Genomic DNA, 25,358 nt, shown 5'->3' on the forward strand with positions numbered 1-25,358 from the left:
TTATATAAGAAACGGGACCCACCAGGTCCCTGAACGCTGGAGGACCTATGGAACTCGGTCTCGCCCTGCCCGTCGCCGGGCCGGAGACCTCGCCGGAGGCGATCGTGAAGGTCGCTCGGGAGGCGGAGCGGCTGGGGTACGCCGCGCTGTGGACCTTCGAGCGGCTGGTGCGGCCGCTGGAGAAGATCACGATGTGGTCGGGTGGTGAGCCGTCGCTGATGCCGGAGTTCTACGGGTCGGTGTACGAGCCGCTGGAGACGTTGAGCTTTGTCGCCGCGGAGACGTCGGAGATCAAGCTGGGTACGGCGATCATGGTCGCGCCGGTGCACGTGCCGGTGATGCTGGCGCGGCGGTTCGCGACGCTGGACCGGTTCAGCGGCGGGCGAGCGATCGCGGGGCTCGGGCAGGGCTGGCTGCCGCACGAGTTCGAGACGGCGAACGTGCCGATCAGTCGCCGGGGCGCGCGGACCGAGGAGTTCATCGCCGCGATGCGGGCGTCGTGGGGGCCGGACCCGGTGCAGCACGACGGGGAGTTCTACAAGATCGCGCCGTCGCAGGTGAACCCGAAGCCCGTGCAGAACCGGATCCCGGTGCTGCTCGCCGCGAACGCGCCGGCCGCTGTGAAGCGGGCGGGACGGATCGCGGACGGGCTGATCCCGATCACCGGTTCGGCGGAGGAGCTCGCCGGGATCGTCAAGCTGCTGCACGAGTCCGCGCGCGAGGCGGGTCGTGATCCGCAGGAGCTGATGATCGTGAACCAGTCGCCGTGGCCGACGCCGATCACCCGGGACCCGATCGGCGCCAACCGTCCGTTCCTCGGTGGATCGCCGAAGCAGGTGGCCGAGGATCTGCTGGCGGCGCGGGCGACCGGCGCCACGCAGGTCTACCTCGCCGGCGGGCAGGGCCTCGGTCTCGACGAGGGGCTCAAGGCCGCGGACGTCGACGAGTGGCTCGAGCTCCTCGGCGAGGTCATCGAAGCCGCCCGGAGCATCGGCGTACTGGAGAAGTAGGCACAGCGCGTACGGCATGTGGCGACGAGCCACCTGCCGTACGCCGCTTGTGGCGCTCGATCACCTGCCGGACCACGGCAACGGACACCTACCTTGGCGCGCATCCGATCTCTTGGAGGGTCAATGCGCCGCCTCGCTGCCTCGCTCGCTCTTGCCGTACTCACAGCAGGTCTCGCCGTACCGGCGCAAGCCGCCAGCTGCAAGCCGCTGAAGGTCCCGAGAGCGGAGTACAGCGAGACGACCTGTCTGCAGGACCTCACCACAGCAGGCGGCCGGACCAATCCCGCCGACTACGCCGGGCTCACTCACGCCGGGCTGCCGCAACCCAGGGCTGTCAAAGGCGTCCAGGTCGACGGCTACTTCCCCGACACCTCGCACACGAACACCAACAACGGCTGGAACCACGACGCCCAGTTCGTCATCCGGCTCCCGCAACGCTGGAACGGCGGTCTGGTCGTCGCGGGCTCGCCGGGCGTGCGCGCGCAGTACGCGAACGACCGCGCGATCTCGGACGACGTGCTCGCCAAGGGTTATGCCTATGCGGCGACCGACAAGGGCAACACCGGCGCGGAGTTCTTCAAGGACGGGACCAAGCCGGGTGACGCGATGGTGGAGTGGAACAACAGGACGACCGAGCTGGCCAGAGCAGCCCGGCAAGTAGTTGCCCAGCACTACGGGCGAAGAGCACAAACAGTCATCGCGGCAGGGATCTCCAACGGCGGCTACCTGGTCCGCTGGCAGCTCGAGAACCACCCGGAGCTCTACACCCGAGGCGTCGATCTCGAAGGCACCCTCTGGACGGCCAACGGGCCCAACCTCTTCACCTTCTTGCCTAAGGCAATCAAGGGCTACGAGCAACAAGACCGGCAACTCATCACCCAAGCAGGGTTCGACAGCAGGTCGAGCTTTCTCTGGGACTACCGCTACACCGTCTACTGGAAGCTCACCCAGCGCATCTACGCCGCCGAACTCGACCCCACGTACGCCGGGCCCGAGGCCGACTACACCATCAGCCCTCAAGCCAGGCAGGCGATCCGCCGCATAGAACTCACCGGCAACCTCAAGCGTCCGCTGACCACCATCCACGGCACCTACGACAGCCTGCTCCCGATCACCCAGGACTCCGACGTGTACGCCGCCATGGTCCGCCGGGCCGGGAAGCAGAAGCTGCTGAAGTACCAGCGGGTCGAGGCAGGCAACCACGTCGACGGTCTCGTCGACGCCTACCCCGACCAGCTGGTCCCGCTGGTTCCCCTGCTGCGCAAGGCGATCTAGAACACCATCGACAGCAGATCGGCGAACAGCTCCTGCTCGTCGATCTCCAGGCCCCGGTTGGTGAACCAGGTCGCCATGTTGTGGCAGTCCCGGAGCAGGAACTCCATCCCCTTCGGGTTGCCGACGATGTCGAGCACCTGCGGCAGGTCGATCATCACGATCCGGTCCGGCTGGGCCAGCACGTTGTACGGCGACAGGTCGCCGTGGGCGAGCCCGGCCCGGGCCAGTTCGCGCATACCGCCGCGGAGCTGCTCGAAGTACAGCTCCAGCACGTCCTTCGACGGGCGGACCTGGGCCAGCCGCGGCGCGGCGCCGCCCTCGCCGTCGTCGATGAACTCCATCAGCAGCTCGGTGCCGTCGACCTGCACCGGGTACGGGACCGGCACGCCGGCCTTCCACAGCCGGTTCAGCGCGTCCCACTCGGCGTAGGCCCACTGGCCGGCCGCGACGCTGCGGCCGTGCGACGACTTCTTCGCCATCGCGCGGCTGTCGCGGGAGTTCCGGGTCCGGCGGCCTTCGACGTACGCCGTACTGCGGTGGAACGAGCGGTGCTCCTCGGTCCGGTACCGCTTCGCCGCGAGCAGCGACGAGCGGGCCGGGCTGTCGCCGATCGCCTCGACGGCGCGTTCCAGCAGGAAGACGTCGGCTTCCTTGCCGGTCTTGAGGATCCCGAGCTCGGTGTCGATCGCGGCCTGCTCGGTCACCACCCAGTCAGGGCGAGGTTCGGGACCACGGCAGCCGCGTTCGACGTCGAGCCAGGTGGTCCAGCGCTGGTCCGGCCCCAGCCGTTCGTCGACCTCGGCGAACTGGAAGACGAAGTGCTCGTCGAGAGGCTCGGCGGACTGCTGCTCGGGCAGCTCGGTCCAGGGAAGGTCAGAGAGTTCGTGCTCGGTACGAAAGACGTCGGAAGACATCGGAGGTGCTCCTGGAGTGTGAGGTGAGTCTGACGCGGGCATGCCGCAGCACAGTGATGGCCATTCGTCAGCCCTCCTCAGGTCCAGGCAGCGTGAGTCGCCGCACGAGCCCGACCAGGATGCCGGGAGTCTTTCCCCGGCGCAATTGATTTATCGGAACTGCGATCGTGCGGTCGGGCGCAGGCGCAGATGCTGGGTGCGGCGCCCGTCCAGTGCGGGCCGGTTCTCGACGTACTTCCGGTACGCCGTGTCGTCGGCGAAGCGCGCGAACCACACGAGCACGGTCTCGTCGCGCAGCGGGAGTGCGGGGAAGTTGTTCGCGGCGGGGAGGGTCTCGAAGACGCCGGCCAGCGGAGGCAGGTGCGGAACGACCTCGGAGCGGAAGTAGTCGAGGAATCCGTCGTCGAGCGAGCGCCGGTGATACACAGCGCCCGCGACAACCGAAGCGGGCTCGACCACGGGAGGGGTGTCGAGCGGCAGACGCGGAGTGTCCAGCGTCGGCCAGTCCTCCCCCAGCATCACCGGGCGCAGCAGCAGCGCGTCGTCCGAGTCCTTCATCGTCGCGTTCGCCGCCGCCGCGTGCTGCTTCCACACCGGCCCGGAGTAGAACCCCTCCAGCGCCTCCGCCCGAGCGGCGTACGACGTGAACCCGCGCAACCACACGAACCGGTCCGGATCATCCAGATCCCGGAACTGCCCGCACAGATGCATCCCGTACGCCTCCTGCCCCTCGACGAACTCACGGTCGAACAGCTCGATCAGCTCGTCGCGACGCCCCGGGAACAACGTGTACTGGCGCAGATCCAGCACGGCACAGGAATCCATGCCGCCCAGTCAACAACCGAAACCTGTCATCCTCTGTCAGCGTTCCGGACAGGCCGGAGGGCCGCACCCCAGTGGCTGCGGCCCTCCGGCACTCCCCGTCGATCAGGTGAAGATGCTGACGCCGCCCGGGCCGACCAGCAGGCCGACGACGATCAGGGCGATGCCCATCAGCAGTTGCCCGCGCACGAGCGAGACGATTCCGGAGATGACGAGAATCGCCGCGATGATCAAGAGCACCAAGGTCATGGTCGTTCCTTTCTCGACGCCGGACGATCGGTCCGGCAACTGTGCCCCGTGCCGCTGTGCGGCGGTTGCCCGCCCCGCACCTCCAGTGCCCGGCGCCGACCCGGGCAAACGGTCCGCAGTACGGCGAAAGTACGGCGAATGCGCGCGCGACCGTCGGGAACCGGGCGGGTACAGACCGCGAGCGAAGGAGACCCCGTGAAGATCGGCTACTTCCTGTCCAGCGAGGAGTACACCCCGGCCGAGCTGATCGAGCAGGCCCGGCTGGCCGAGGAGGCCGGTTTCGACGGGCTCTGGATCAGCGACCACTTCCACCCGTGGAACGACGAGCAGGGGCAGAGCGCGTTCGTCTGGTCGACGATCGGCGCGATCTCGCAGGTCTGCGAGCTGCCGGTGACGACCGCCGTGACGTGCCCGACGGTACGGATCCATCCGGCCGTGATCGCGCAGGCCGCGGCGACCAGCGCCGTGCTGTTGAAGGACCGGTTCCGGCTCGGGATCGGCAGCGGCGAAGCGCTGAACGAGCACGTGCTCGGCGACGTCTGGCCGACCGTCGACGTCCGGCTGGAGATGCTGGAGGAAGCGGTCGAGATCATGCGCCGGCTGTGGACCGAGGACGGTTTCGTCTCCCACCACGGCAAGCACTACACCGTCGACACCGCGCGGATCTACACCCGCCCGGACGCGCCGCTGCCGATCTACATGTCCGGTTTCGGGCCCGAGGCAACGGATGTCGCCGCCCGGATCGCCGACGGTTTCATCACCACCTCACCGGACCAGGAGCTCCTCGACCGCTTCCGCGCCCACGGCGGCGGCAGCAAACCCGCCCAGGCCGGCTTCAAGGTCAGCTACGCCCCGACCGAGGACGAGGGCATCGACCAGGCCCACCGCATCTGGGGCAACTCCGGCCTCCCCGGCGAGCTCGCCCAGGTCCTCCCGTCACCGCGACACTTCGAGCAGGCCACCCAACTCGTCACCCGCGAGGCCACCGCCAAGGCGATCGCCGCCGGCCCGAAGGCCGACACCCACCTCGAAGCCTTCAAGCCGTACGTCGACGCCGGCTTCGACGAGATCTACGTCGCCAACATGGGCCCACACACCCCGGACATGATGACCCTGTACCGCGAGGAAGTGCTGCCCGAGCTACGCCGTACGAAGTAGCTCCACCGCCCGCCGCAGATCCTCCACGAACAGCCCGAAGTCCCGCCGGAACTCCTGCGACCGCACCACCGCCGAAGGATGCACGGTGACGGTCGCCGGAGTCCCGTCCGGCAACTCGATCGCCTCGCCCCGGTGCTCGGTCACCTTGAACCCCGTCCCCACCACCGCCCGCGCCGCCACGGCCCCGAGCACCACCACCAGCGCCGGCTTCACGATCCCCAGCTCCGCGGTCAGCCAGGGCGCGCAGGCACCGATGTGCCCGGCGGCCGGCGTCTTGTGGATCCGGCGCTTCCCGCGCCGCTCGTACCGGAAGTGCTTGACCGCGTTCGTCAGGTACACCTCGTCCCGCACGATCCCCGCGGCGTCCAGCGCCTTGTCCAGCAAACGCCCGGCCGGCCCGACGAACACGTGTCCTTCCTTGTCCTCGACGTCACCGGGCTGCTCGCCGATCAGCATCATCCGCGCTCGCGCCGGCCCTTCCCCCGGTACGACGTGCTCCGCGTGCTCCCACAGGTCACAGCCGCGGCAGTCCGGCAGGGCGGCGCGCAGCCCCCGGAGGCCGCCGCGCGGCGGAACGAACTGTTCAGCTCCCGTGAAGTCGTTCACAGCCGACCGGTGCCCGGCGAGGGGTAAGCCCATTCCAGCGCGGGTTTCAAACACCTGTAACAACTGCGGGGTTGCGTGCGGCGTCCGGGTTTGGTCTGGTGGAAGAGAAGCAGCTCAGCCATGACGCCGCCTCCCGCAGGACGACACGACGAGGTTTCTCCCGTGACGCTCGCACCCGCACCTCCTTCCGGCAGCAAGCAGCAGATCGCCGATCGCACCCAGGAATTGCTCGAGCAGGCCGCCGGTCTGCCCGAGCCCGAACGTCAGGACCTGCTCGACCAGGTCGTCATCCTGAACACCCCGATCGCCGTCTCGATCTCGTCGCGCTACCGGCGCAAGGGCGTCGACGCCGACGATCTCGAGCAGGTCGCCTGCCTCGGGCTGGTCAAGGCGGCCAACGGCTACAAGCCCGCCGAGGCGACCAACTTCCTCGCGTACGCCGTACCGACGATTCGCGGTGAGCTGAAGCGCTACTTCCGCGACTGCGCGTGGGCGGTCCGGCCGCCGCGCCGGGTGCAGGAGATGCAGGGCACGATCGCGGCCGCCGAGCCGGAGCTGACCCAGCGGCTCGGGCACCTGCCGTCGGACCAGGAGACCGCGGAGGCGCTCGGGACCGGGACCGACGAGGTCGCCGAGGCGTCGTCGGTGCGCGGCTGCTTCAGCACGCTGTCCCTCGACGCGCCCGGGTCGACCGAGGGCGGCGCGACGCTGATCGAGACCGTCGCCGACGCCGAGGACGGCTACGAGCTGGTCGAGAACGTGCACACCCTGACGCCGGCCGTCTCCGACCTCGACGACCGCGACCGCCGGATCCTGGAGCTGCGGTTCTGCAACGGCTTCACCCAGGAGGAGATCGGCAACGAGCTCGGCGTCAGCCAGATGCAGGTCTCCCGGCTGCTCCGCGGCATCCTCGAACGGCTCCGCGAGGAGCTCAGCGCTCCGCAACGACAAGGCTGACGACGCTCATCGTCGCCAGCGCCAGTCGCGGACCTCCGGCAGGTCCTCACCGTACGTCGTCGTGTGCGCACGGTGCCGTACTCGCTGGTCCACGAAGTACTGTCGCGCCTTCACCGCCCGCGTCTGCAGTTTCGGCACGCGGTCGATCACGTCCATCGCCAGGTGGTACCGGTCGAGGTTGTTCAGCACCACCATGTCGAACGGCGTCGTGGTGGTGCCCTCCTCGACGTACCCGCGCACGTGCAGGTTCTCGTGCCCGGTCCGCCGGTACGTCAGCCGATGGATCAGCCACGGATACCCGTGGTACGCGAAGATCACCGGCTTGTCGGTGGTGAACAGCGCGTCGAACTCCGGCCCCGGCAACCCGTGCGGGTGCTCGGTCGAGTCCTGCAGCCGCATCAGGTCGACCACGTTCACGACCCGGATCTTCAACTCAGGAACGTGTTCGCGGAGCAAGTCGACGGCGGCGAGCGTCTCCAGGGTCGGGACGTCGCCGGCGCAGGCCATCACCACGTCCGGATCACCGTCGTCGTTCGAGGCGAAGTCCCAGACGCCGATCCCGCGCGCACAGTGCAGCGCGGCTGCCTCCCAGTCCAGCCAGTTCGGCTGCGGTTGCTTGCCGGCGACAACGACGTTGACGTAGTTCCGGGTCCGCAGGCAGTGGTCCATCGTGGACAGCAGCGTGTTGGCGTCCGGCGGCAGGTAGACCCGGACCACCTCGGCCTTCTTGTTCATCACGTGGTCGATGAACCCGGGGTCCTGGTGCGAGAACCCGTTGTGGTCCTGACGCCAGACGTGCGAGGTGAGCAGGTAGTTCAGCGACGGGATCTTGCGCCGCCACTCCAGCCGGTTGATCGTCTTCAGCCACTTCGCGTGCTGGTTCACCATCGAGTCGACGATGTGCACGAACGCCTCGTACGACGAGAACAGCCCGTGCCGGCCGGTCAGCAGGTACCCCTCAAGCCAGCCCTGGCAGGTGTGCTCGCTGAGCATCTCCAGCACCCTGCCGTCGGCCGCGAGATGCTGGTCGGTCTCCCGCCGCTCGCCGAGCCAGGCCTTGCCGGTCACGTCGTACACCGCGTTCAGCCGGTTCGACTCGGTCTCGTCCGGGCCGAACAGCCGCAGGTTGCGGTGCTCCGCGTTCAGCGTGAACGCGTCCCGCAGGTACTGGCCGAACACCTTCGTCGGCTCCCCGTCCTCGGCGCCCGGCGCCTTCACCGGTACGGCGTACTCCGCGGGATCCGGCAGCTCGAGATCGCGGGTCAGCAGCCCACCGTTCGCGTGCGGGTTCGACCCCATCCGCAACGCCGGCGACGGCGCCAGCTCCAGCACCGACGCGACCGGCTGGCCGTTGGCATCGAACAGCTCGTCCGGCCGGTAGCTCTTCAGCCAGTCCTCCAGCTGGCGCAGGTGATCCTCGTTCGTCCGTACGCCGGACAGCGGCACCTGGTGCGCCCGCCAGGTGTCCTCGACCAGTTCGCCGTCGACCGTGTGCGGGCCGGTCCAGCCCTTCGGCGTCCGGAGCACGATCATCGGCCAGTCCGCGCGCGTCGGCGTACCGCCCTCGGTCCGCGCCTCCAGCTGGATCTCGTCGATCCGGTCCAGGCAGCGGTCCATCGCCGCGGCGAGCGCCTGGTGCACGGCCGCCGGGTCCGAACCCTCGACCAGGTACGGCTCGTGGCCGTACCCGCGCAGCAGCGAGTCCAGCTCGTCGTCGTCGATCCGGGCCAGCACGGCCGGGTTCGCGATCTTGTAGCCGTTCAGGTGCAGGATCGGCAGCACCGCGCCGTCGCGCCGCGGGTCGACGAACTTGTTCGAGTGCCAGGACGTTGCCAACGGCCCGGTTTCGGCCTCGCCGTCACCGATGACGCAGGCAACGACCAGGTCCGGGTTGTCGGCGGCCGCGCCGTACGCGTGACTGAGCGAGTACCCCAGCTCACCGCCCTCGTTGATCGACCCGGGCACCTCGGGCGCGACGTGGCTGGGGATGCCGCCGGGGAACGAGAACTGCTTGAACAGCCGGGCCATCCCGGCCCGGTCGCGCCCGGTGTTCGGGTACGTCGCCGTCCAGCTGCCCTCGAGCCAGGTGTGCGCGACGATCGCCGGGCCGCCGTGACCGGGCCCGATCACGTACATCAGCTCGCGCTCGCGCTGCCGGATCAACCGGTTCAGGTGCGTGTAGAGCAGGTTCAGGCCGGGGGTCGTCCCCCAGTGCCCGAGCAGTCGCGGCTTGATGTGCTCGGGCCGCAACGGCTCGGTCAGCAACGGGTTGTCGAGCAGGTAGATCTGCCCGACGGACAGGTAGTTCGCGGCCCGCCAGTACGCGTCGAGGCCCTGCAACTCCTCGTCGCTCAACGGAGTGGCGTCGATTCGTTGCACTCTGCCCTCCTAAGGCTTCAGCAGCACCTTGACGGCGCCGTCCTGCTTCTTCTGGAACATCTCGTACGCCGCCGGCCCCTCGCTCAGGTCGAGGTGGTGGGTCGCGAAGCTCTCGACGCCGAGCACGTCCTTGTCGTCCAGCAGCGGCAGGATCCGGTCCGACCACCGGTGCACGTTGGCCTGTCCCATCCTGAGCTGGATCTGCTTGTCGAACAAGGTCATCATCGGCAGCGGGTCCGCGCCGCCGCCGTACACGCCGCTGAGCGAGATCGTGCCGCCGCGGCGGACCGCGTCGATCGCGAGGTAGACCGCGGCGAGCTGCTCGACACCGATCGTCTCCATCATCTTGCGCTGGATCGCGTCCGGCAGCAGCCCGGTCGCCTTCTGGGCCAGCATGGCCTTCGGGGAGCCGTGCGCCTCCATCCCGACCGCGTCGATCACCGCGTCGGCACCGCGCCCGTCGGTCAGCGTCCGGATCGCCTCGGCGGTGTCGTCGGAGTACTCCAGCGTCTCGACCCCGTTCTGCCGGGCTCGTTCCAGCCGCTCGGCGACCAGGTCGACGCCGATCACCCGCAGCCCGCGGTGCATCGCGATCCGGGTCGCCATGTCGCCGATCGGGCCCAGACCGAGTACGACGAGCGTGCCGCCGTCCGCGACGTCGGCGTACTCGACCGCCTGCCACGCCGTCGGGAGCACGTCGGACAGGTAGACGAACCGGTCATCGGACGGGCCGTCCGGCACCTTGATCGGCCCGTACTGCGCCTGCGGGACGCGCAGGTACTCCGCCTGGCCGCCCGGGACCTGGCCGTAGAGCTTCGTGTAGCCGAACAGCGCCGCGCCCATGCCCTGCTCGCGGACCTGCGTGGTCTCGCACTGCGTCTGCAGGTCCTGGTCGCACATGTAACAACTGCCGCAGGCGATCTGGAACGGTACGACGACCCGGTCGCCGGCCTTCAGGTTCGTGATCGAGGAGCCGACCTCCTCGACCACACCCATCGACTCGTGGCCGAGGATGTCGCCGGGGTCCAGGTACGCGCCGAGCACCTCGTACAGGTGCAGGTCCGAGCCGCAGATCCCGGTCGACGTGACCCTGATGATCGCGTCGGTCGGTTCCTCGATCTTCGGGTCCGGGACGTCGGAGTACTCGATGCTGCGCTTGCCCTGCCAGGTCAGTGCCTTCACGAAGTGCTCCTCTAACGGCCGACAGCCTTCTCCAGCTCGGCCTTGCTCATCTTGGAACGGCCCTTGATGTTCTTCTGCTTGGCCTCGTTGTAGAGCTGGTCCTTGGTCCGGCCCTGGGAACCGCTGTGCGAACGCAGGCCACCGCGCCGGCTGGACGAGATGTCGTGCGTGGAGCTGCGGCTCTTCTGCTTCGCCTCGCCGGACCGGGCGCGCTCCTTGTTCACCGTGCGCGCGGCGATCTCCTCGGCGACGTCCTCGCTGCGACCGCTCTTCTTCAGCCCGGCCTTGATGTGCTGGTACTGCCGCTCACGCTTCTTGCTCGACCCTGCGGGCATGGTCCGCTCCTTTCGCGCTGACCGCCCGGTACCCCTCGCCTCTGAGGGCAATCAGTCCGGCGGGGCCGGGACCGGCGTGGTGGCCAGGGCGTTCGCCACCGCGACCAGGTTGCTCGCCATCGCGCGGCCGGTCTTGGCCGACCAGTCGTGGCCGTGCCCGGTCTCGTCGTAGCTCGGACCCGGCCCGGGGCCCTTGTTCCAGTACGTCCACGCCTGGCCCGGGATCGTGTACCCGATGTCGCCCAGCCCGCCGCTGATCTCGGAGATCACGTGGTGCGCGCCGTCCTCGTTGCCGGTGACGACGACCCCGGCGACCTTGTTGTACGCGACCGGCCGGCCGTCGCCGTCGGTCTCGGAGATCATCGCGTCCATCCGCTCCAGCATCCGCTGCGCGATCGACGACGGGCGCCCGACCCAGGTCGGCGTGGCCACCACCAGGATCTCGCAGGCCAGCAGCTGCTCGTGGACGGCCGGCCACTCGTCCCCGGTGCCCTCGTCGCTGGTCACGCCCGGCTTCACCGCCAGGTCGGCCAGCCGGACCCGGCTGACCTGGACGTCCTGCTTCTCCAGCGCGTCCACGACCACGTCGGCCAGCGAGTCGGTGTTCGACTTCGCCGGTGACGCCTTCAACGTGCAGTTCAGCACCAAGGCCCGCATCACAGCTCCTCCGTCTCGGCTCCCCCTGTCACGTCGCCGGTTCCCCGTGCCGAACCGCCCAACCCTGCTACTCCCGGGCGTCCTGGTCGAGCAGCTTGTTCACCGAGCGTTCGACCTTCGCCCGGGTCTTGGGGTCGTCGAGCTCCTCCACGTCGTCCACCGTCGCGGGGATCGTCCGCCCGCGCTCGTACTGGTCCACCACCCGCGGATCGACGTACGACGCCCGCGCGACCGTGGGCGTGTTCCCGAGGTGGTCCGACACCTCGTCGAGCATCTCCTTGACCGCGCCGTTCAGCGCCTTCTTCGTCGTCGGCGGCTCCGCGCCCGCCAGCTCGATCGCCGCGACCACCGTCGCGGTCCAGGTCCGCAGATCCTTGACCGTGTAGTCGTCGCCGACCAGCGCGTGGAACCGCTCGTTCACCATCGAGGCGTCGATCCCGTGGTACCCGTCGCGGTCGCGGAACACCAGCAGCTGGTCCTGGTCGTGCCGCGCCCGCTTGAGCGACCGCACGGCCGCGGCCAGCCGGTCGTCTTCCAGCTCGAGCTTGCGCTCGATGCCGCCCTTGGCGACGAAGTCGAACACCACCGTGCCGCCGCGGCGGACCGTGACGTCCTCGCGGAGCAGCGTGGCGGCGCCGCGGCTGCCGTACTCCTCGGCGTACCGGGTGTTGCCGGTCCGGAAGACGCCGTAGTCGAGCATCCGGAGCGCGACCGCGAGGACCTTCTCGCGGCCGAGGCCCTTGCCGGACAGGTCCTTGTCGACGGCTTCCCGGAACGCCGGGAGCTTGCGGGCGAGCCGGCGTACGCGGTCGTGCTTGTCCGCGTCCTGCGAGGTGCGCCAGTCGTCGTGGTACAGGTACTGCCGCCGGCCTGCCTCGTCGGTGCCGGTGGCCTGGATGTGGCCGTTCGGGTACGGGCAGATCCAGACGTCCTTCCAGGCCGGCGGGATCGCCAGCGTCCGGATCCGCTCGACGACGTCCGCGTCGGTGATCTTCTGGCCCTGCTCGTCGTGGTAGCTGAAGCCGCGACCGTGACCCTTGCGGGTCAGGCCTGGCTTGTCGGGAGTGGAACGCCGCAGCCGCATACCGGTCGGTACCCCGGCCCCATGCATGAAGCGGCGGCCGCCGGGAACCGGGGCGCCGTTGGCAACGCGAGTGCGAGGAGACAGTGGAATGGGTATCGGCGACAAGATGAAGAACGCGGCCGAGAGCGCCAAGGGCAAGCTCAAGGAGCGCACCGGCGACGCCACCGACAACGAGGACCTGCAGGCCGAAGGGCAGGCCGACAAGACCAAGGCCGACCTGAAGCAGGCCGGCGAGAAGGCCAAGGACGCGTTCCGGGACTGACCCCACGCGTGGATCCCCACCACACCTCAATCCCCCCAGGGTGGTGGGGATCCGCTCTGTCCGGGCCCTGTTTCGGGGCCGGTGATCCTGTAGCGTCGGGCGGGTGGACTTCGAGGAGGCGGCGGACGCGCTCTACGCGGCGCCGGCGGCCGACTTCATTGCTACTCGCAACGAGCTGGCCAAGCAGCTGAAGGCCGACGGCGACCAGTTGGGGTCGACCCGGCTGAAGGCGCTGCGCAAACCGACCGTCGCGGCCTGGCTGGCCAACCTGGTCAGCCGCGAGCAGCCCGACGAGATCGACGACCTGCTGGCGCTCGGCGACGAGTTCCGCGAGGCGACCACCGACCTCGACGGCGAACGGCTGCGGGAGCTGACGCCGAAACGGCACAAGGCGATCGACGTACTGGTGAAGGCGGCGGGGAAGCTCGCCGACCAGCACGGGCAGAAGGTCAGCGCGGACGTCGGGCAGAAGTTGCGCGAGACGCTCGACGCGGCGCTGGTCGACCCGGCGGCGGGCGACGCCGTACGGGAGGCTCGGCTGAGCAGTGCGCTGCGGCACGTCGGGTTCGGGGTGGTCGACGAGAACGGTGAGCCGTCGAACGTGACGCCGCTGACCGACGACCGCCGGCAGGCGGCGAAGGACCGGCGAGCGAAGGCGCGTGACGCCGAGGCCGAGTTGGAGGACGCGGCGGAGTCGGCCGCTGAGCGGAAGGCCCGGGAGAAGGCCGAGCGCGACGAGGAAGAGCGCGAGGCGGCCCGGAAGGCGGAGGCGCAGGCTGAGTTCGAGGCCGCGGTCGCCGCGGCGGAGAGCGCCGAGGCGACCGTCGAGGAGCTCGACGGGCAGCTCACCGACGCGCAGGAGGCGCTCGACCAGGCCCGCGAGGAGGTGCGCCGGCTGACCGCGGAGCTGGACGAGGCGAAGAAGGTCGCCTGGGACGCGCAGAAGGCGAGCCGGGAGGCGCGCAAGCGCTACAACCGGCTCTGAGTGGGTACTTGCCGACCGGAGAGGAGCTGGTCATGGCGAGGTCGATCTGGAGCGGGTACATCAACTTCGGGCTGGTGTCGGTGCCGGTCGGGCTGTACAGCGCGACCAAGGAGCACACGCTCGACTTTCACCAGTTCCAGCGCGGCACGTCGGACCGGATCCGCAACAAGCGCGTCAACGAACGCACCGGCCGCGAGGTCGACTACGACAAGATCGTCAAGGGCCACGACATCGGCGGCGGCGAGTACGTCGTCGTCGAGCAGGAGGAACTGGCCGACATCGCACCCGGCAAGTCCCGTTCGCTGGAGATCTCCACGTTCGTCGACCTGGACGAGATCGACCCGATCCACTTCCAGAAGAGCTACTACCTGGCGCCTTCGGACCGCGAGAACGCGTCGTCGTACGCGCTGCTGCGGGACGCGCTCGCGAAGACGAACCGCGCCGGGATCGCCGGTTTCGTGATGCGCGGCAAGGAGTACCTGGCGACCATCCGCGCGGACGGCAAGGTGCTGGTCCTGGAGACCATGTACTTCGCCGACGAGATCCGCGACCCGGCCAAGGAGGTCGGCACGCTGCCGGCCAAGACCTCCGGCAAACAACTCAAGATGGCCACCGATCTGATCGAGGCGATGGCCGGCCCGTGGAAGCCCACCGACTACAAGGACAGCTACACGGCCCGGGTGAAGAAGCTGATCAACACGAAACGCAAGGGCAAGGAAGTCGTCTTCACCGAGGAGGAGCCCGAGGCCACGTCGAGCACCGACCTGGTCACCGCCCTCCGAGCCAGCGTCGAGGCGGCCCGCGCCAAGCGCGCCGGGGGTGGGAAGAAGACGGTCGCGAAGAAGACCAGCGCCCGGAAGGCGACCGCCAAGAAATCCACCGCGAAGTCCGCTGCCAAGAAGGCCCCGGCGAAGAAGACGGCCAAGAAGAAGGCGGCCTAAACTCGCTGATTTGTCAGGAACCTCTGGGGTTGCTTGTTCGTTCTCGTCGTGTCGGGTGGAGTGCGCGAGGGCGGCGATGGAGCTTTCTCCGAGGGGTCGGCGGGTGGCGGGGGCTGCTGCGGCCGGGGTTGGGACTGCTGGGGCGCTGGTTGCTGTCGTGATGCTGGGGGCGGCGGCGACGGTGGCGCTGGTGGGGATCGTGTTCGCGCTGGTGTGGCCGTTGGCGGCGGTGATCAAGCATTTGGCCGACGAGCCGATCACGCAGTCGTCGGCGGCGATCGCGGCGTACGCGGCGGGGGCTGTGTTGTGCCTGCCGGGGGTTGCGCGGCTGATCACCTGGGGAGCTGTTGGGTTGGCGATCATGCTCGTGGTCGCCGGGGCGTTCGTGGGGCTTGATCTGGTGGTCGGGCGGTTGCCTCGGCGGGAGCGGCGGCTCACGCGGGACGAGGAGCTGGATGACGAGCGGTTGATCGCCTCGCTGCGGTGTCCGTTGAGTATCGAGGAGCTGTGCGGGGTGTGGAGCGAGACCGCTGCGACGCTGGCGGACAACGCGGGGACGCGGGATCGGCAGGCGGTGGCCGAGGTACGGCGGATCTGTCTGGACGAGTTCGAGCGGCGGAACCCGGCGGGGTTCCAGCAGTGGATCGAGGCCGGGGCGCCGAGTGATCCGAAGAGCTACCTCCTGCCGGAGCCTGAGCCGGAGTCCTGACACGGCGTCGTGATCTGATGGGCGGATGATCAGATCGCGGGAGGACGCCGACTTCGTCGACTGCGTGGTGCTGCTGCGCGACGTGCACGAGACGGCCGGCTACCCGATCAACTGGCCGGGCGACCCGAAGACCTGGTTGACCCCGCCGAACCTGCTCGGCGCCTGGGTGATCACCTCGTACGGCGAAGTCGCCGGCCACGTCGTCGTCTCCGCCGTCGACGGCCGGGCGACCGTCGAGCGGTTGTTCGTCGACCCGAAGCAGACCGGCCAGGGCCTCGGCCGGCAGCTGCTCGACCACGCGGTCGCCGTCGCCGCCGAGCAGGGCCTCGAGCTGGCCTTGGACGTCGCCGACAACTGCACCGCCGCGATCGCCCTGTACGCCCGCGCCGGCTGGAAAGAAACCGGCAGACAGCCTGTGGACTGGGGTGGCGATCAGGTCTCCGCGCTGATCAGTTTCTCTGCGCCTTCTTCCTGATCCAGCGGGTGCGCGAGCTCGTCCGACCGCATCCTCCCGAACCAGATCACCGCGAACGACACCACCGCCGGCCCGACCCCCGCGACGATGAACACCGCCGTCACCCCGAACAACGCCCCCGCCGGCCCGGCGAGCGCCATCGACACCGGCATCAGCAGCAGTGACACGAAGAAGTCCAGGCTCGAGATCCGCCCGCGCGGGTGATCGGGCACCCGGCGCTGCAGGAGCGTCCCCCAGATCACCATCGCCGCCGACCCGGTCGCGCCGACGATCGCGGCGCCGGCCATCATCAGCCACAGGTCCCGCGCGAACCCGAGCACCACGATCGGCACCGCCCCGACGCCCCACATCAGCGTCATCACCGTCAGGTACCGCCGGGGCAAGGCCCGTGACGAGATCAGCAGCGCACCGACCGCCCCGCCGATCCCGAACGCCGCCATCACCAGCCCGAACTCGCGCGCGTCCCCGCCGAGCTGGTCGCGGATCGCGAACGGCACCAGCACCTCGAGCGGCCCGAGGATCAGCAGCACGAAGAACGTCCCGAACAGCAGCGACGCCAGCAACCACCGCGTACGCCGTACATAAGTCCATCCTTCGCGCAGATCCGCGACCATCGCCCGTACGCCGGTCACCTCGCTCTCGGCAGCAGCACTCCCCGGCTCGTCCCGCAGGTTCATCGCCAGCACGCACCCGGCCGAGAACAGGTACGTCAGCCCGGTCACCAGAATCGCCACCCCGGGCGAGATCGCCGCGATCACCAGCCCGCCGATGACCGGCCCGGTCGCTTGCTGCGCGAGCGGCCGGAGCGTCCCCTCCAGCCCGTTCGCCGCGAGCAGCTCGTCGGCAGGCAGCAACCGCGGCACCAGAGCCGTGTACGCCGGAATCAGGAATGCCTCCCCCGCGCCGACCAACACAGCCGCGGTCGCCAGGTGCCAGATCTCCAGCAGCCCGACCAGCGCGAGCGCCGCCAGCCCCAGCAGCACCACCCCTCGTACGGAGTCGGCGACCACGATCACCGACCGCTGCGACAGCCGGTCAGCCGCGATGCCACCGAACAGCACGCAAACCAGCAGGCCGATGCTGTACGCCGTCGTCACGAACGACAGCTGCACGGGACCGCCGCCCAGCTCGATCACCTGCCAGGCCAGCGCGACCAGCCACAGTCCGCTCCCGAGCAGCGCGACGGCGAGCCCGATCCACAGCAGGCGGTAGTCCCGGTGCCGTAGCGGCCTGACTGCCTTCCAACCGACGCCCACGATGCACACCTCAAGAGTTGACAGCGAAACTATTGGCGCTCACTTTACTCAGATCAACAGTTCACCTGTCAACCGTTTACTCGTATACTCAACTCCATGACCGCTTCGAGCACCGAGCAGCTGGACGCGTGGCGCGCGCTCTACCGCGCCGATACCCTGCTGTTCACCCATCTCGACCAGACCCTTCGCAGTATCGCCAAGATGACCTACTTCGAGCACGAGGTACTGCGCGCGCTCGACGAGGCCGGCGGGAAGCTGCGGATGGCGCCGCTGGCGGAGACGCTGATGATCTCCCGCAGCGGCGGGACGCGGCTGGTGTCGAAGCTCGAGGACAAGGACGGCTGGGTGGTCCGGACGACGTCGCCGGCTGACCGGCGAGCGACCTGGGCCGAGCTCACCCCGGCCGGGCGGGAGGCGCTGAAGGCTGCCCAACCCGTGGTCGATGCGGTGGTCGCGACGTTCTTCGCGGATCATGTTCCGGGTGAGGAGCTTCGACGAGCATCCCGGATCATGCACCGACTGGCCGACGCGAACCCCAACGACGACGGCTTCGACTGCGGCCTCTGAGCCGCCGGAGGTGGCGCGGTGAGTCAGGTCGACGAGTTGTTCGCCGAGCGCGTGCACGCCCTGAAACCCGCCCCCTGCGCGCACCCGCTCGAGCTGGTCGACCGCCTGTACGACGCCCAGCTCGGCAGCCGCCACGCCGACCTCGCCGCCCGCTGGCTCCAGTCCCAGGGCCAGGGTTTCTACACCATCGGCTCCTCCGGCCACGAGGGCAACGCAGCCGTAGCCGCGGCCCTCAGGCCCACCGACCCAGCGCTGCTGCACTACCGCTCAGGCGCCTTCTACCTGGCGCGAGCTGATCAGCATGGTGACAAGACAGCACTCAGAGACATCCTGCTCGGTGTCGCCGCCGCGACCACCGAGCCGATCGCCGGTGGTCGCCACAAGGTGTTCGGCCGCCACGATCTCGCGGTGATTCCGCAGACCTCGACGATCGCCTCGCACCTCCCCCGGGCGATGGGCGTCGCGTTCTCGATCGCGCGGGCCGGCAAGCTCGGCGTCGAGTCGCCGTGGCCCGCGGACGCCGTCGTGGTGACGAGTTTCGGCGACGCCTCGGCGAACCACTCGACCGCGACCGGCGCGATCAACGCGGCGCTGCACGCGTCGTACCAGGGGCTGCCGATGCCGCTGCTGTTCGTCTGCGAGGACAACGGGATCGGCATCAGCGTCCGTACGCCGGACGGCTGGATCAAGCAGGCCTACGGGCAGCGTCCAGGGCTCCGGTATTTCGATGCCGACGGCACCGATCTCGACGCGACGCTGACGATGGCGACCGAGGCCGCGACCTTCGTACGCCGCAACCGCCGTCCCGCGTTCCTCCGGCTGCGCACCGTCCGCCTGCTCGGGCACGCCGGCTCCGACGTCGAGGCGGCGTACCGGTCACCGGCCGAGATCCTCGCCGACGAGGAGCTCGACCCGCTGCTCGGGACGGCCCGGATCCTGCTCGGCGCCGGCTGCAGCGCGGCCGAGATAGTCGACCGGTACGAGGCGAAGCGCGCCGAGGTGATGCAGATCGCGCAGGACGTCGCCGGTCTCCCGCAGCTCGCCTCCGCCGAAGCCGTCACAGCGCCGCTCCGTCTGGCGAAGATCCCCGACGTCTCGCTCCCCACCGGCGCGAGCACCGACCCGCGCGGAGCGACGGGCGGCGGGGCGGTGGCCTCCCCCGACCCGCTCACCCTCAGCCAGTCCATCAACCGCGCCCTCGCCGAGGTCCTCACCACCCACCCCGAGGCGATGGTCTTCGGCGAGGACGTCGGCCGCAAGGGCGGCGTCTACGGCGTCACCCGCGGCCTCCAGAAGACCTTCGGCGCGGCCCGGGTCTTCGACACCCTGCTCGACGAGCAGTCCATCCTCGGCCTGGCGCTCGGCGCCGGCGTCTCCGGACTGCTCCCGCTCCCGGAGATCCAGTACCTCGCCTACCTGCACAACGCCGAGGACCAGCTCCGCGGCGAGGCCGCGTCGCTGAAGTTCTTCTCCCAGGGCCAGTACCGCAACCCGATGGTCCTGCGGATCGCCGGCTACGGCTACCAGAAGGGCTTCGGCGGCCACTTCCACAACGACGACGCGATCGGCGTCCTGCGCGACATCCCCGGCCTCGTGATCGCCTCGCCGTCACGCCCCGACGACGCGGCCGCGATGCTCCACACCTGTACGGCGGCCGCCCGCCACGACGGCGCCGTCTGCGTCTACCTGGAGCCGATCGCGCTCTACCACCGCCGCGACCTGCACGAGGACGGCGACGGCGAGTGGCTCGCGCCGCCGCCGACCGAGCACGTCCCGATCGGCAGGGCCCGCACGTACGGCGACGGCCAGGACCTGACGCTGCTCACCTTCGGCAACGGCGTCCCGATGAGTCTGCGCGTCGCCGCGCGGGTGCCCGGCGTACGGGTGGTGGACCTGCGCTGGCTGGCTCCGCTGCCGGTCGAGGATCTGGTCCGCGAGGCGGAGGCGACCGGCCGGGTGCTCGTCGTCGACGAGACCCGGCGTTCCGGCGGCGTCTCCGAGGGCGTACTGGCCGCGCTCGTCGATGCCGGGTTCACCGGGCGGATGGCCCGGGTGACCAGCGAGGACAGCTTCGTGCCGCTCGGTGCCGCCGCTCAGCACGTCCTGCTCAGCGAGGAGACGATCGAGAAGGCGGCCCGCGACCTGATCAGCTGAACAGCCGCTGCCAGAACGACTTCTTCGGCTGCTCCGGCTCCTCGGCGGCGACAGCCTTCCGGCGCGCCTCGCGGGCCGGTCGCGCGGCGAGCCACTCCTGCACGACCGCTTCCTCGTCGACCATCCCGACCGGTACGACGACCCCGGTGGTGTCCCGGATCTGCACCCGGATCCGGACGTTCAGGTCGCGCAGGTACTCGCGGACCTCGGACTCCTTGCGCATCGTCGCGACCTTCTCGGCGACCTGCGCCTTCTCCTTGCGCAGCTGCACCGACGGCGGCAGCAGCGCGTCGGTCTCGATGTTCTCGCGGCGGATGAAGTCCTTGACCCACCAGTCGGGGTCGTGCGCCTCGGCCAGCTTCAGCGGCTTGCCGGCGCCGGGCAGGTCCTCGAACTCGCCGCGCTGCTCGGCCTGCCTGATCTGGATCTCGACCCAGTCCTGGGTCTTCATGCCCGGCGGTTTCCGGTCGGTCATGATCGCCTCCCGTGGTTGCTGATCACCCGGGACCTTGCCCGGATCAGCCTCCAGACAACCATGTTGTGAACGTTTTCACAAGCCTTCTCTCCGCTCCGGCCAGAGCTCCGGCAGCGGGATCGGCATCCGCCAGATCCGCAGCCCCGGATCGACCAGCCCGTTCCGTACGGCGACGTACCGCAGCAGCCGCAGCGGCCCCGCGATCAGCACGAACGCGAGCGGCAGCTCGATCACCACCGCACTCAGCACCGCCTGCATCCGGTCGCCGCCGGGATGGCTGGTCAGGACGTCGAACCACGCGTCGCACAGCAGCAGTACGCCGGACGCGAACGCCGTCGGGAACAACAACTGCCGCCGCCGGTACCCGAAGATCGCCGTCAGCAGCAGCATGATCGTCAGCACGACGTCGAACCCGACCCAGGTCGCGACCCAGTTCCGCGCCTCGTACCGCTCCGGCAGCGTCACCGCGAGGTAGACCGTCCACGGGATCAGCGCGGCCACGCACAGCAGGATCAGCACGAACCGCCAGCGCCGGATCCGCTCCATCACCCGCCGGGCCGGCAGCAACCCGGCCGGGACCGGCGCCAGCCGCAGGATCAGCTCCCGGCGCTCCTGCGTGGACATCTCCGCGATCTGCTCATCGGTCACCCGCACGCCACTCACAGTGCATGCTCACATGGGACGATGGCAGATACCGAGCACCGCCCGTGGAGAGGACAAACTTGTGCCGTCCCTGACCCTGTCCGTCGTCGCCGGGGAGCGCGTCCAGAACCCGCTCCGTACCACCCCTTCGACCAACCCGGCGAACACCGCCGACCTGGTCGGCGAGGTCGGCCTGGCCGGTCCCGAGGTGTTCGTCGAGGCCGCCCGCGCGGCCCGGGCGGCGCAGACCGGATGGGCGGCGCTGCCCGCGCCGCAGCGCGGACAGGTGATCGCCAACGTCGGACGCCTGATGACGGCGAACAAGGACCGGCTGGCCGCACTGGTCACCCGCGAGATCGGCAAGCCGCTGGCCGAGGCGCTCGGCGAGGTCCAGGAGATCATCGACACCTGCGACTTCTTCCTCGGCGAGGGCCGCCGGCTGTACGGGCAGACGGTGCCGTCGGAGATGCCGGACAAGCAGCTGTTCACGTTCCGCCGCCCGGTCGGCACCGTCGCGGTGATCTCGGCCGGCAACTTCCCGGTCGCGGTCCCGTCCTGGTACATCGTCCCGGCGCTGCTCTGCGGCAACACCGTGGTCTGGAAGCCGGCCGAGTACTCGGCGGTCGTCTCGGACGCGTTCTACGAGATCTTCGCGCACTCCGGCGTACCGGCCGGGGTCTTCAACGTCGTGCACGCCGACGGCCCGGACACCTTCGCCGGGCTGGAGCAGGCGCTGGTCGCCGGGCTGGTCGACAAGGTCGGCTTCACCGGGTCGAGCGAGGTCGGCAGCCGGATCGGCGAGCTGTGCGGCCGGCACCTGCAGACCCCGTGCCTCGAGCTCGGCGGCAAGAACCCGATGGTGATCACCGAGAACGCCGAGCTCGACCTGGCCGTCGAGGGCGCGCTGTTCTCAGGCTTCGGTACGGCGGGGCAGCGCTGCACCTCGCTCGGCACGGTGATCGTCCAGGAGGCCGTGCACGCCGATTTCGTCGAGCTGTTCGCCGCGGCGGTCAACGCCGCGAAGATGGGCGACCCGACCCAGGACGTGCTGTTCGGCCCGCTGCTCGACGAGAAGTTCGCCGCCGGTTTCGAGAAGTCGCTCGGCTGGATCGGCGACCACCACCGCGTCCTCGGCCGGACCGGCCGGGTGAGCGCGGACAACCCGCGCGAGGGGTTCGTCGGCGACCCCGCGGCCGGGCTGTTCTACCACCCGACGATCGTGGACGGCGTCCTGCCGGACGACGAGCTGTTCCTGAACGAGACGTTCGGCCCGGTGGTCGGCGTCACGACGTACGGCGACCTCGACGAAGCGATTGCCCTCGGCAACAAGTCGGGCTACGGCCTGTCCAGCTCGATCTACACCACCGACCCGCGGCAGGCGTTCCGGTTCGCCCAGGGCATCTCGGCCGGGATGGTCAGCGTGAACAACTCGACCTCCGGCGCCGAGGCGCACCTGCCGTTCGGCGGCAACGGCAAGTCCGGCAACGGGTCGCGGCAGAGCGGGATCTGGGTGCTCGACCAGTTCACCCGCTGGCAGTCGCTGAACTGGGACTACTCGGGCAAGCTGCAGAAGGCCCAGATGGACACGGTCACGGTCGAGGCCGACTTCGGGTTCCTGCTGCCTTGAGCCCGACGCCGCTGCCCGAGTCCGCCGACGTGGTGATCGTCGGCGGTGGCGTGATGGGCACCAGCATCGCCTTCCACCTGGCCGAGGCCGGCGTACGGCGGGTGCTGCTGCTCGAGCAGGACGCGCTCGGTGCCGGGTCGACGTCGAAGGCGGCCGGCGGGGTCCGGGCGAACTTCTCCGACGCGGTGAACGTCGCGCTCGGCGCGCGGTCGCTGCGCGCGTTCGCCGACTTCGCGCAGCGGCCGGGGCAGCAGATCGACCTGCACCAGGTCGGGTACCTGTTCCTGCTCTCGACCGACGAGCAGGTCGCGTCGTTCGAACAGTGCACCCGGCTGCAGAACGAGCTCGGCGGGCCGACCCGGATGATCTCGGTCGACGAGGCGGTCGCGCTGGCGCCACTGATCTCGCCGGACGGACTGGTCGGCGCGTGCTTCTCGCCCGACGCCGGGCACTGCTCGCCGGAATCGGTCGTGCTCGGCTACGCGACGGCGGCCCGCCAGCTCGGCGCGCAGCTGATCACCGGGTGTGCCGTGACCGGGATCGATGTCGTGGGCAACGACATTCGCGGCGTACAGACCTCGCTCGGCCCGGTCCGGACGTCGACGGTGGTCTGCGCGGCCGGCGCCTGGTCGGCCGAGCTCGGCCAGTACGCCGGGGTGGAGCTGCCGGTGACCCCGTTGCGTCGCCAGATCGTCGTCACCGAGGCTGTGGCCGGTCTGCCCGACGACCTGCCGATGACGATCGACTTCGACAGCACCTTCTACTTCCACCGCGAAGGCCCGGGCCTGCTGGTCGGTATGTCCGATCCTTCCGAGCAGCCGGGGTTCCACCTCGACCGCTCCGACGCCTGGCTGCCGGGATTGACCGCAGCGATGGAACGCCGCGCGCCGAGCCTGCTCGACGTCGGCCTGACCGGCGGCTGGGCCGGCCTGTACGAGAACACCCCCGACCACAACGCACTGATCGGTGAGGCGGACGACGTGAGCCGGTTCCTCTACGCCACCGGCTTCTCCGGGCACGGGTTCCTGCAAGGCCCCGCGGTCGGCGAAGTGATCCGCGACCTCTGGCTGCGGCGACCGCCGGTCGTCGACGTCTCCCCTCTGCACGCCCGTCGCTTCCGCGACGCGGCGGCCCGCGCGGAATTCAACGTGGTCTGATGACACTGCTGCTGAAACGCTCCGACATCCTCGGGCTGCTCGACGTTCCCGCCGTACTGCGGACGCTGCGCGCCGGCTTCACCGCGTCCGTCGGCGTCGAGCCGCAGCGGGTCCGCACGGATCTGCCCGGGCCCGGTACGGCGACGACGCTGCTGCCGGGGACGATCAGCGGGATCCCGGCGTACACCGTGAAGGTGAACGCGAAGTTCCCACAGTCGACGCCGGCGCTGCGCGGGGTGGTGTGCCTGCACGATGCGCGGGACGGGGCGCTGCTGGCGATCCTCGACTCGGCGACGATCACGGCGTGGCGGACGGGGCTTGCTGCTGCACTGGCGACTGATGTGCTGGCGGCGAAGACGGCGCGGACTGTCGGGGTGGTCGGGACCGGGGCGCAAGCGTCGATGGTGGTCCGCGGGTTGCGGGTGCTGCGCGAGGTCGAGCATCTGGTCGGGTACGACGTGGATCGGCGGCGGGCACGGACGTTCGTCGCGCAGGCGGGGGTTCCGGGAGCGGTGGTCGACAGCGCGACCGGTGTCGCGGCCCGCGCGGAGATCGTGGTGCTGGCGACGTGGTCGCGTACGCCGCTGCTGACCGCGGCCGACGTACGGCCGGGGCGGCACTTCACCACCCTCGGCGCGGACGAACCGGGCAAGATGGAGGTCGGCGCGGACCTGCTCGCCGGCGCCCGCGTGGTGGTCGACGACGCTCGGCTGGCGACCGCGATGGGGGCCATCGGCAACGTCGGGCTGGACGAGTCGTCGATCGGCGCGACGCTGGGCGAGGTGCTGTCGAACGCCAAGCCTGGAAGGGAATCCGCCGCTCAGGTGACGGTGTACGCACCGGTCGGGTTGCCGTGGCAGGACCTGGCGATCGCCTGGCCGGTCTACCAGGCGGCGCAGGCCACGGGAGTCGGGCGAACGATCGACTTCCTCAGTTGACCTTGTACTCCAGCGCGACCAGACGGCCGTCGACCACCTCGCTGGTAAGCAGGTCGAGCTGCCGGTACGGCAGCTTGGTGAACAGCGGCCCCTCGCCTTCGCGCCCGTGCATCGTCGGGAAGACCATCACCCGCAGCCGGTCCACCAGCCCGGCGTCGAACAGGCTCCGCACCAGCGACGGGCTGCCGAGCGTGATCATCGGCCGGTCGTCGAGCTCCTTCAGCGCCGGGACCGCGGTCTCCAGCGGCTCGTCGACGATCGTCGTGTTCGCCCAGCTCAGCGGCGGCGTCAGCGACTTCGAGAAGACGAGCTTCGGCAGCTCGGCCATCCGCGCGAACGACGGGTCGTCACCCTCCTGGACGATCTCCGCCATCATCCGGTACGACGTCGCACCCATCACGACGACGTGGTCCTCGGCGAGCTTGCGGGCCACCCACTCCTGCAGCCCCGGCCCGTCGTACCCCCAGTAGGCCGCGGACTGCGGCCCGCCGTCCCCGAACCCGTCCAGCGTGCTGAACATGTCCACGATCAACTCACGCACG

General features: G+C 69.8%; 27 protein-coding genes. 14 read left to right on the forward strand and 13 right to left on the reverse strand.

Features of this window, described 5'->3' with window-relative positions; translation table 11 throughout:
- The first annotated feature begins 47 nt into the window (after positions 1-47).
- Both AB0M01_RS09675 and AB0M01_RS09680 read left to right on the forward strand, forming a co-directional pair.
- Complete coding sequence (locus tag AB0M01_RS09675; RefSeq protein WP_363667415.1) at positions 48-1,010, forward strand: TIGR03619 family F420-dependent LLM class oxidoreductase; 963 nt, start codon at positions 48-50, stop codon at positions 1,008-1,010.
- Between the two features lie 123 nt (positions 1,011-1,133).
- Positions 1,134-2,285 carry a tannase/feruloyl esterase family alpha/beta hydrolase gene (locus AB0M01_RS09680; protein ID WP_363667417.1) on the forward strand — a complete coding sequence of 384 codons (1,152 nt, stop codon included), beginning with the start codon at positions 1,134-1,136 and terminating at the stop codon, positions 2,283-2,285.
- Here AB0M01_RS09680 and AB0M01_RS09685 read toward each other — a convergent pair.
- The 3 genes from AB0M01_RS09685 to AB0M01_RS09695 form a co-directional block, all read right to left on the reverse strand.
- A complete protein-coding gene (locus tag AB0M01_RS09685) occupies positions 2,282-3,199 on the reverse strand; it encodes an RIO1 family regulatory kinase/ATPase (protein WP_363667419.1) in 918 nt (305 codons plus the stop codon). The two genes, AB0M01_RS09680 and AB0M01_RS09685, sit on opposite strands and share 4 nt — an antisense overlap.
- A gap of 150 nt (positions 3,200-3,349) precedes the next feature.
- Positions 3,350-4,024, reverse strand: coding sequence for an NIPSNAP family protein (locus AB0M01_RS09690; RefSeq protein WP_363667421.1), 675 nt, complete (start codon positions 4,022-4,024; stop codon positions 3,350-3,352).
- 102 nt (positions 4,025-4,126) lie between these two features.
- Positions 4,127-4,270 (reverse strand): GPGG-motif small membrane protein, encoded by a 144-nt coding sequence (locus tag AB0M01_RS09695; RefSeq protein ID WP_363667423.1) that lies wholly within the window; start codon positions 4,268-4,270, stop codon positions 4,127-4,129.
- 195 nt (positions 4,271-4,465) lie between these two features.
- Here AB0M01_RS09695 and AB0M01_RS09700 point away from each other — a divergent pair, with 195 nt between their 5' ends.
- Entirely contained in the window at positions 4,466-5,428 is a 963-nt protein-coding gene (locus tag AB0M01_RS09700; RefSeq protein WP_363667425.1) for a TIGR03557 family F420-dependent LLM class oxidoreductase, read from the forward strand.
- Here the strand turns inward: AB0M01_RS09700 and AB0M01_RS09705 are convergent.
- On the reverse strand, positions 5,411-6,034 hold the full coding sequence (locus tag AB0M01_RS09705) for a UdgX family uracil-DNA binding protein (protein WP_363667427.1): 624 nt from the start codon (positions 6,032-6,034) through the stop codon (positions 5,411-5,413). The genes AB0M01_RS09700 and AB0M01_RS09705 overlap by 18 nt on opposite strands.
- Before the next feature lie 162 nt (positions 6,035-6,196).
- Here AB0M01_RS09705 and AB0M01_RS09710 point away from each other — a divergent pair, with 162 nt between their 5' ends.
- A complete protein-coding gene (locus AB0M01_RS09710) occupies positions 6,197-6,991 on the forward strand; it encodes a sigma-70 family RNA polymerase sigma factor (protein ID WP_363667429.1) in 795 nt (264 codons plus the stop codon).
- A 6-nt stretch (positions 6,992-6,997) separates the two neighbouring features.
- Here the strand turns inward: AB0M01_RS09710 and AB0M01_RS09715 are convergent, their stop codons facing one another.
- From AB0M01_RS09715 to AB0M01_RS09735, 5 genes are all read right to left on the reverse strand, one after another.
- On the reverse strand, positions 6,998-9,370 hold the full coding sequence (locus AB0M01_RS09715) for a phosphoketolase family protein (protein ID WP_363667431.1): 2,373 nt from the start codon (positions 9,368-9,370) through the stop codon (positions 6,998-7,000).
- 9 nt (positions 9,371-9,379) lie between these two features.
- The gene (locus AB0M01_RS09720; RefSeq protein ID WP_363667433.1) at positions 9,380-10,552 is read right to left on the reverse strand and encodes a zinc-dependent alcohol dehydrogenase; all 1,173 of its coding nucleotides are present in this window, start codon (positions 10,550-10,552) and stop codon (positions 9,380-9,382) included.
- Positions 10,553-10,563: 11 nt separating this feature from the next.
- Positions 10,564-10,887 carry a plasmid stabilization protein gene (locus AB0M01_RS09725; RefSeq protein ID WP_363667435.1) on the reverse strand — a complete coding sequence of 108 codons (324 nt, stop codon included), beginning with the start codon at positions 10,885-10,887 and terminating at the stop codon, positions 10,564-10,566.
- A gap of 51 nt (positions 10,888-10,938) precedes the next feature.
- Positions 10,939-11,544: a flavodoxin family protein gene (locus AB0M01_RS09730; RefSeq protein WP_363667437.1), complete on the reverse strand. Its 606-nt coding sequence runs from the start codon at positions 11,542-11,544 to the stop codon at positions 10,939-10,941.
- Between the two features lie 67 nt (positions 11,545-11,611).
- Complete coding sequence (locus AB0M01_RS09735) at positions 11,612-12,628, reverse strand: DNA topoisomerase IB (RefSeq protein ID WP_363667439.1); 1,017 nt, start codon at positions 12,626-12,628, stop codon at positions 11,612-11,614.
- An 88-nt stretch (positions 12,629-12,716) separates the two neighbouring features.
- Between AB0M01_RS09735 and AB0M01_RS09740 the strand changes: the two genes are divergently transcribed.
- From AB0M01_RS09740 to AB0M01_RS09760, 5 genes are all read left to right on the forward strand, one after another.
- Positions 12,717-12,890 (forward strand): CsbD family protein, encoded by a 174-nt coding sequence (locus AB0M01_RS09740; RefSeq protein ID WP_363667441.1) that lies wholly within the window; start codon positions 12,717-12,719, stop codon positions 12,888-12,890.
- Positions 12,891-12,993: 103 nt separating this feature from the next.
- Positions 12,994-13,875 (forward strand): hypothetical protein, encoded by an 882-nt coding sequence (locus AB0M01_RS09745; RefSeq protein WP_363667443.1) that lies wholly within the window; start codon positions 12,994-12,996, stop codon positions 13,873-13,875.
- Positions 13,876-13,907: 32 nt separating this feature from the next.
- Entirely contained in the window at positions 13,908-14,816 is a 909-nt protein-coding gene (locus AB0M01_RS09750) for a Ku protein (RefSeq protein ID WP_363667445.1), read from the forward strand.
- Between the two features lie 103 nt (positions 14,817-14,919).
- Positions 14,920-15,525: a hypothetical protein gene (locus AB0M01_RS09755; RefSeq protein ID WP_363667447.1), complete on the forward strand. Its 606-nt coding sequence runs from the start codon at positions 14,920-14,922 to the stop codon at positions 15,523-15,525.
- 25 nt (positions 15,526-15,550) lie between these two features.
- Positions 15,551-16,000 carry a GNAT family N-acetyltransferase gene (locus tag AB0M01_RS09760; RefSeq protein WP_363667448.1) on the forward strand — a complete coding sequence of 150 codons (450 nt, stop codon included), beginning with the start codon at positions 15,551-15,553 and terminating at the stop codon, positions 15,998-16,000.
- Here the strand turns inward: AB0M01_RS09760 and AB0M01_RS09765 are convergent.
- Entirely contained in the window at positions 15,958-17,256 is a 1,299-nt protein-coding gene (locus AB0M01_RS09765) for an MFS transporter (protein WP_363667450.1), read from the reverse strand. The genes AB0M01_RS09760 and AB0M01_RS09765 overlap by 43 nt on opposite strands.
- Positions 17,257-17,352: 96 nt before the next feature.
- On the opposite strand from AB0M01_RS09765, the gene AB0M01_RS09770 reads away from it, so the two are divergent.
- Both AB0M01_RS09770 and AB0M01_RS09775 read left to right on the forward strand, forming a co-directional pair.
- Complete coding sequence (locus AB0M01_RS09770) at positions 17,353-17,823, forward strand: MarR family transcriptional regulator (RefSeq protein WP_363667452.1); 471 nt, start codon at positions 17,353-17,355, stop codon at positions 17,821-17,823.
- Positions 17,824-17,841: 18 nt separating this feature from the next.
- Complete coding sequence (locus tag AB0M01_RS09775; RefSeq protein WP_363667454.1) at positions 17,842-19,977, forward strand: thiamine pyrophosphate-dependent enzyme; 2,136 nt, start codon at positions 17,842-17,844, stop codon at positions 19,975-19,977.
- Here the strand turns inward: AB0M01_RS09775 and AB0M01_RS09780 are convergent.
- Positions 19,970-20,452: a DUF1992 domain-containing protein gene (locus tag AB0M01_RS09780; RefSeq protein ID WP_363667456.1), complete on the reverse strand. Its 483-nt coding sequence runs from the start codon at positions 20,450-20,452 to the stop codon at positions 19,970-19,972. The two genes, AB0M01_RS09775 and AB0M01_RS09780, sit on opposite strands and share 8 nt — an antisense overlap.
- Positions 20,453-20,527: 75 nt before the next feature.
- A complete protein-coding gene (locus AB0M01_RS09785; RefSeq protein WP_363667458.1) occupies positions 20,528-21,106 on the reverse strand; it encodes a hypothetical protein in 579 nt (192 codons plus the stop codon).
- A gap of 70 nt (positions 21,107-21,176) precedes the next feature.
- Between AB0M01_RS09785 and AB0M01_RS09790 the strand changes: the two genes are divergently transcribed.
- Genes AB0M01_RS09790 through AB0M01_RS09800 form a run of 3 tightly spaced genes read left to right on the forward strand, consistent with a single transcriptional unit; the run spans position 21,177 to position 24,816 of the window.
- Positions 21,177-22,721: an aldehyde dehydrogenase family protein gene (locus AB0M01_RS09790; RefSeq protein WP_363667460.1), complete on the forward strand. Its 1,545-nt coding sequence runs from the start codon at positions 21,177-21,179 to the stop codon at positions 22,719-22,721.
- On the forward strand, positions 22,718-23,878 hold the full coding sequence (locus AB0M01_RS09795; RefSeq protein ID WP_363667462.1) for an FAD-binding oxidoreductase: 1,161 nt from the start codon (positions 22,718-22,720) through the stop codon (positions 23,876-23,878). The genes AB0M01_RS09790 and AB0M01_RS09795 overlap by 4 nt, the downstream gene beginning before the upstream one ends.
- Positions 23,878-24,816 carry an ornithine cyclodeaminase family protein gene (locus AB0M01_RS09800; protein ID WP_363667464.1) on the forward strand — a complete coding sequence of 313 codons (939 nt, stop codon included), beginning with the start codon at positions 23,878-23,880 and terminating at the stop codon, positions 24,814-24,816. The genes AB0M01_RS09795 and AB0M01_RS09800 overlap by 1 nt, the downstream gene beginning before the upstream one ends.
- On the opposite strand, the gene AB0M01_RS09805 is transcribed toward AB0M01_RS09800, so the two are convergent.
- Positions 24,809-25,357, reverse strand: a complete 549-nt coding sequence (locus AB0M01_RS09805) for a dihydrofolate reductase family protein (protein WP_363667466.1) — start codon at positions 25,355-25,357, stop codon at positions 24,809-24,811. The genes AB0M01_RS09800 and AB0M01_RS09805 overlap by 8 nt on opposite strands.
- Between the last annotated feature and the right edge of the window lies 1 nt (position 25,358).

The organism is Kribbella sp. NPDC051770, assembly GCF_040681455.1.
Taxonomy (GTDB): Bacteria; Actinomycetota; Actinomycetes; order Propionibacteriales; family Kribbellaceae; genus Kribbella.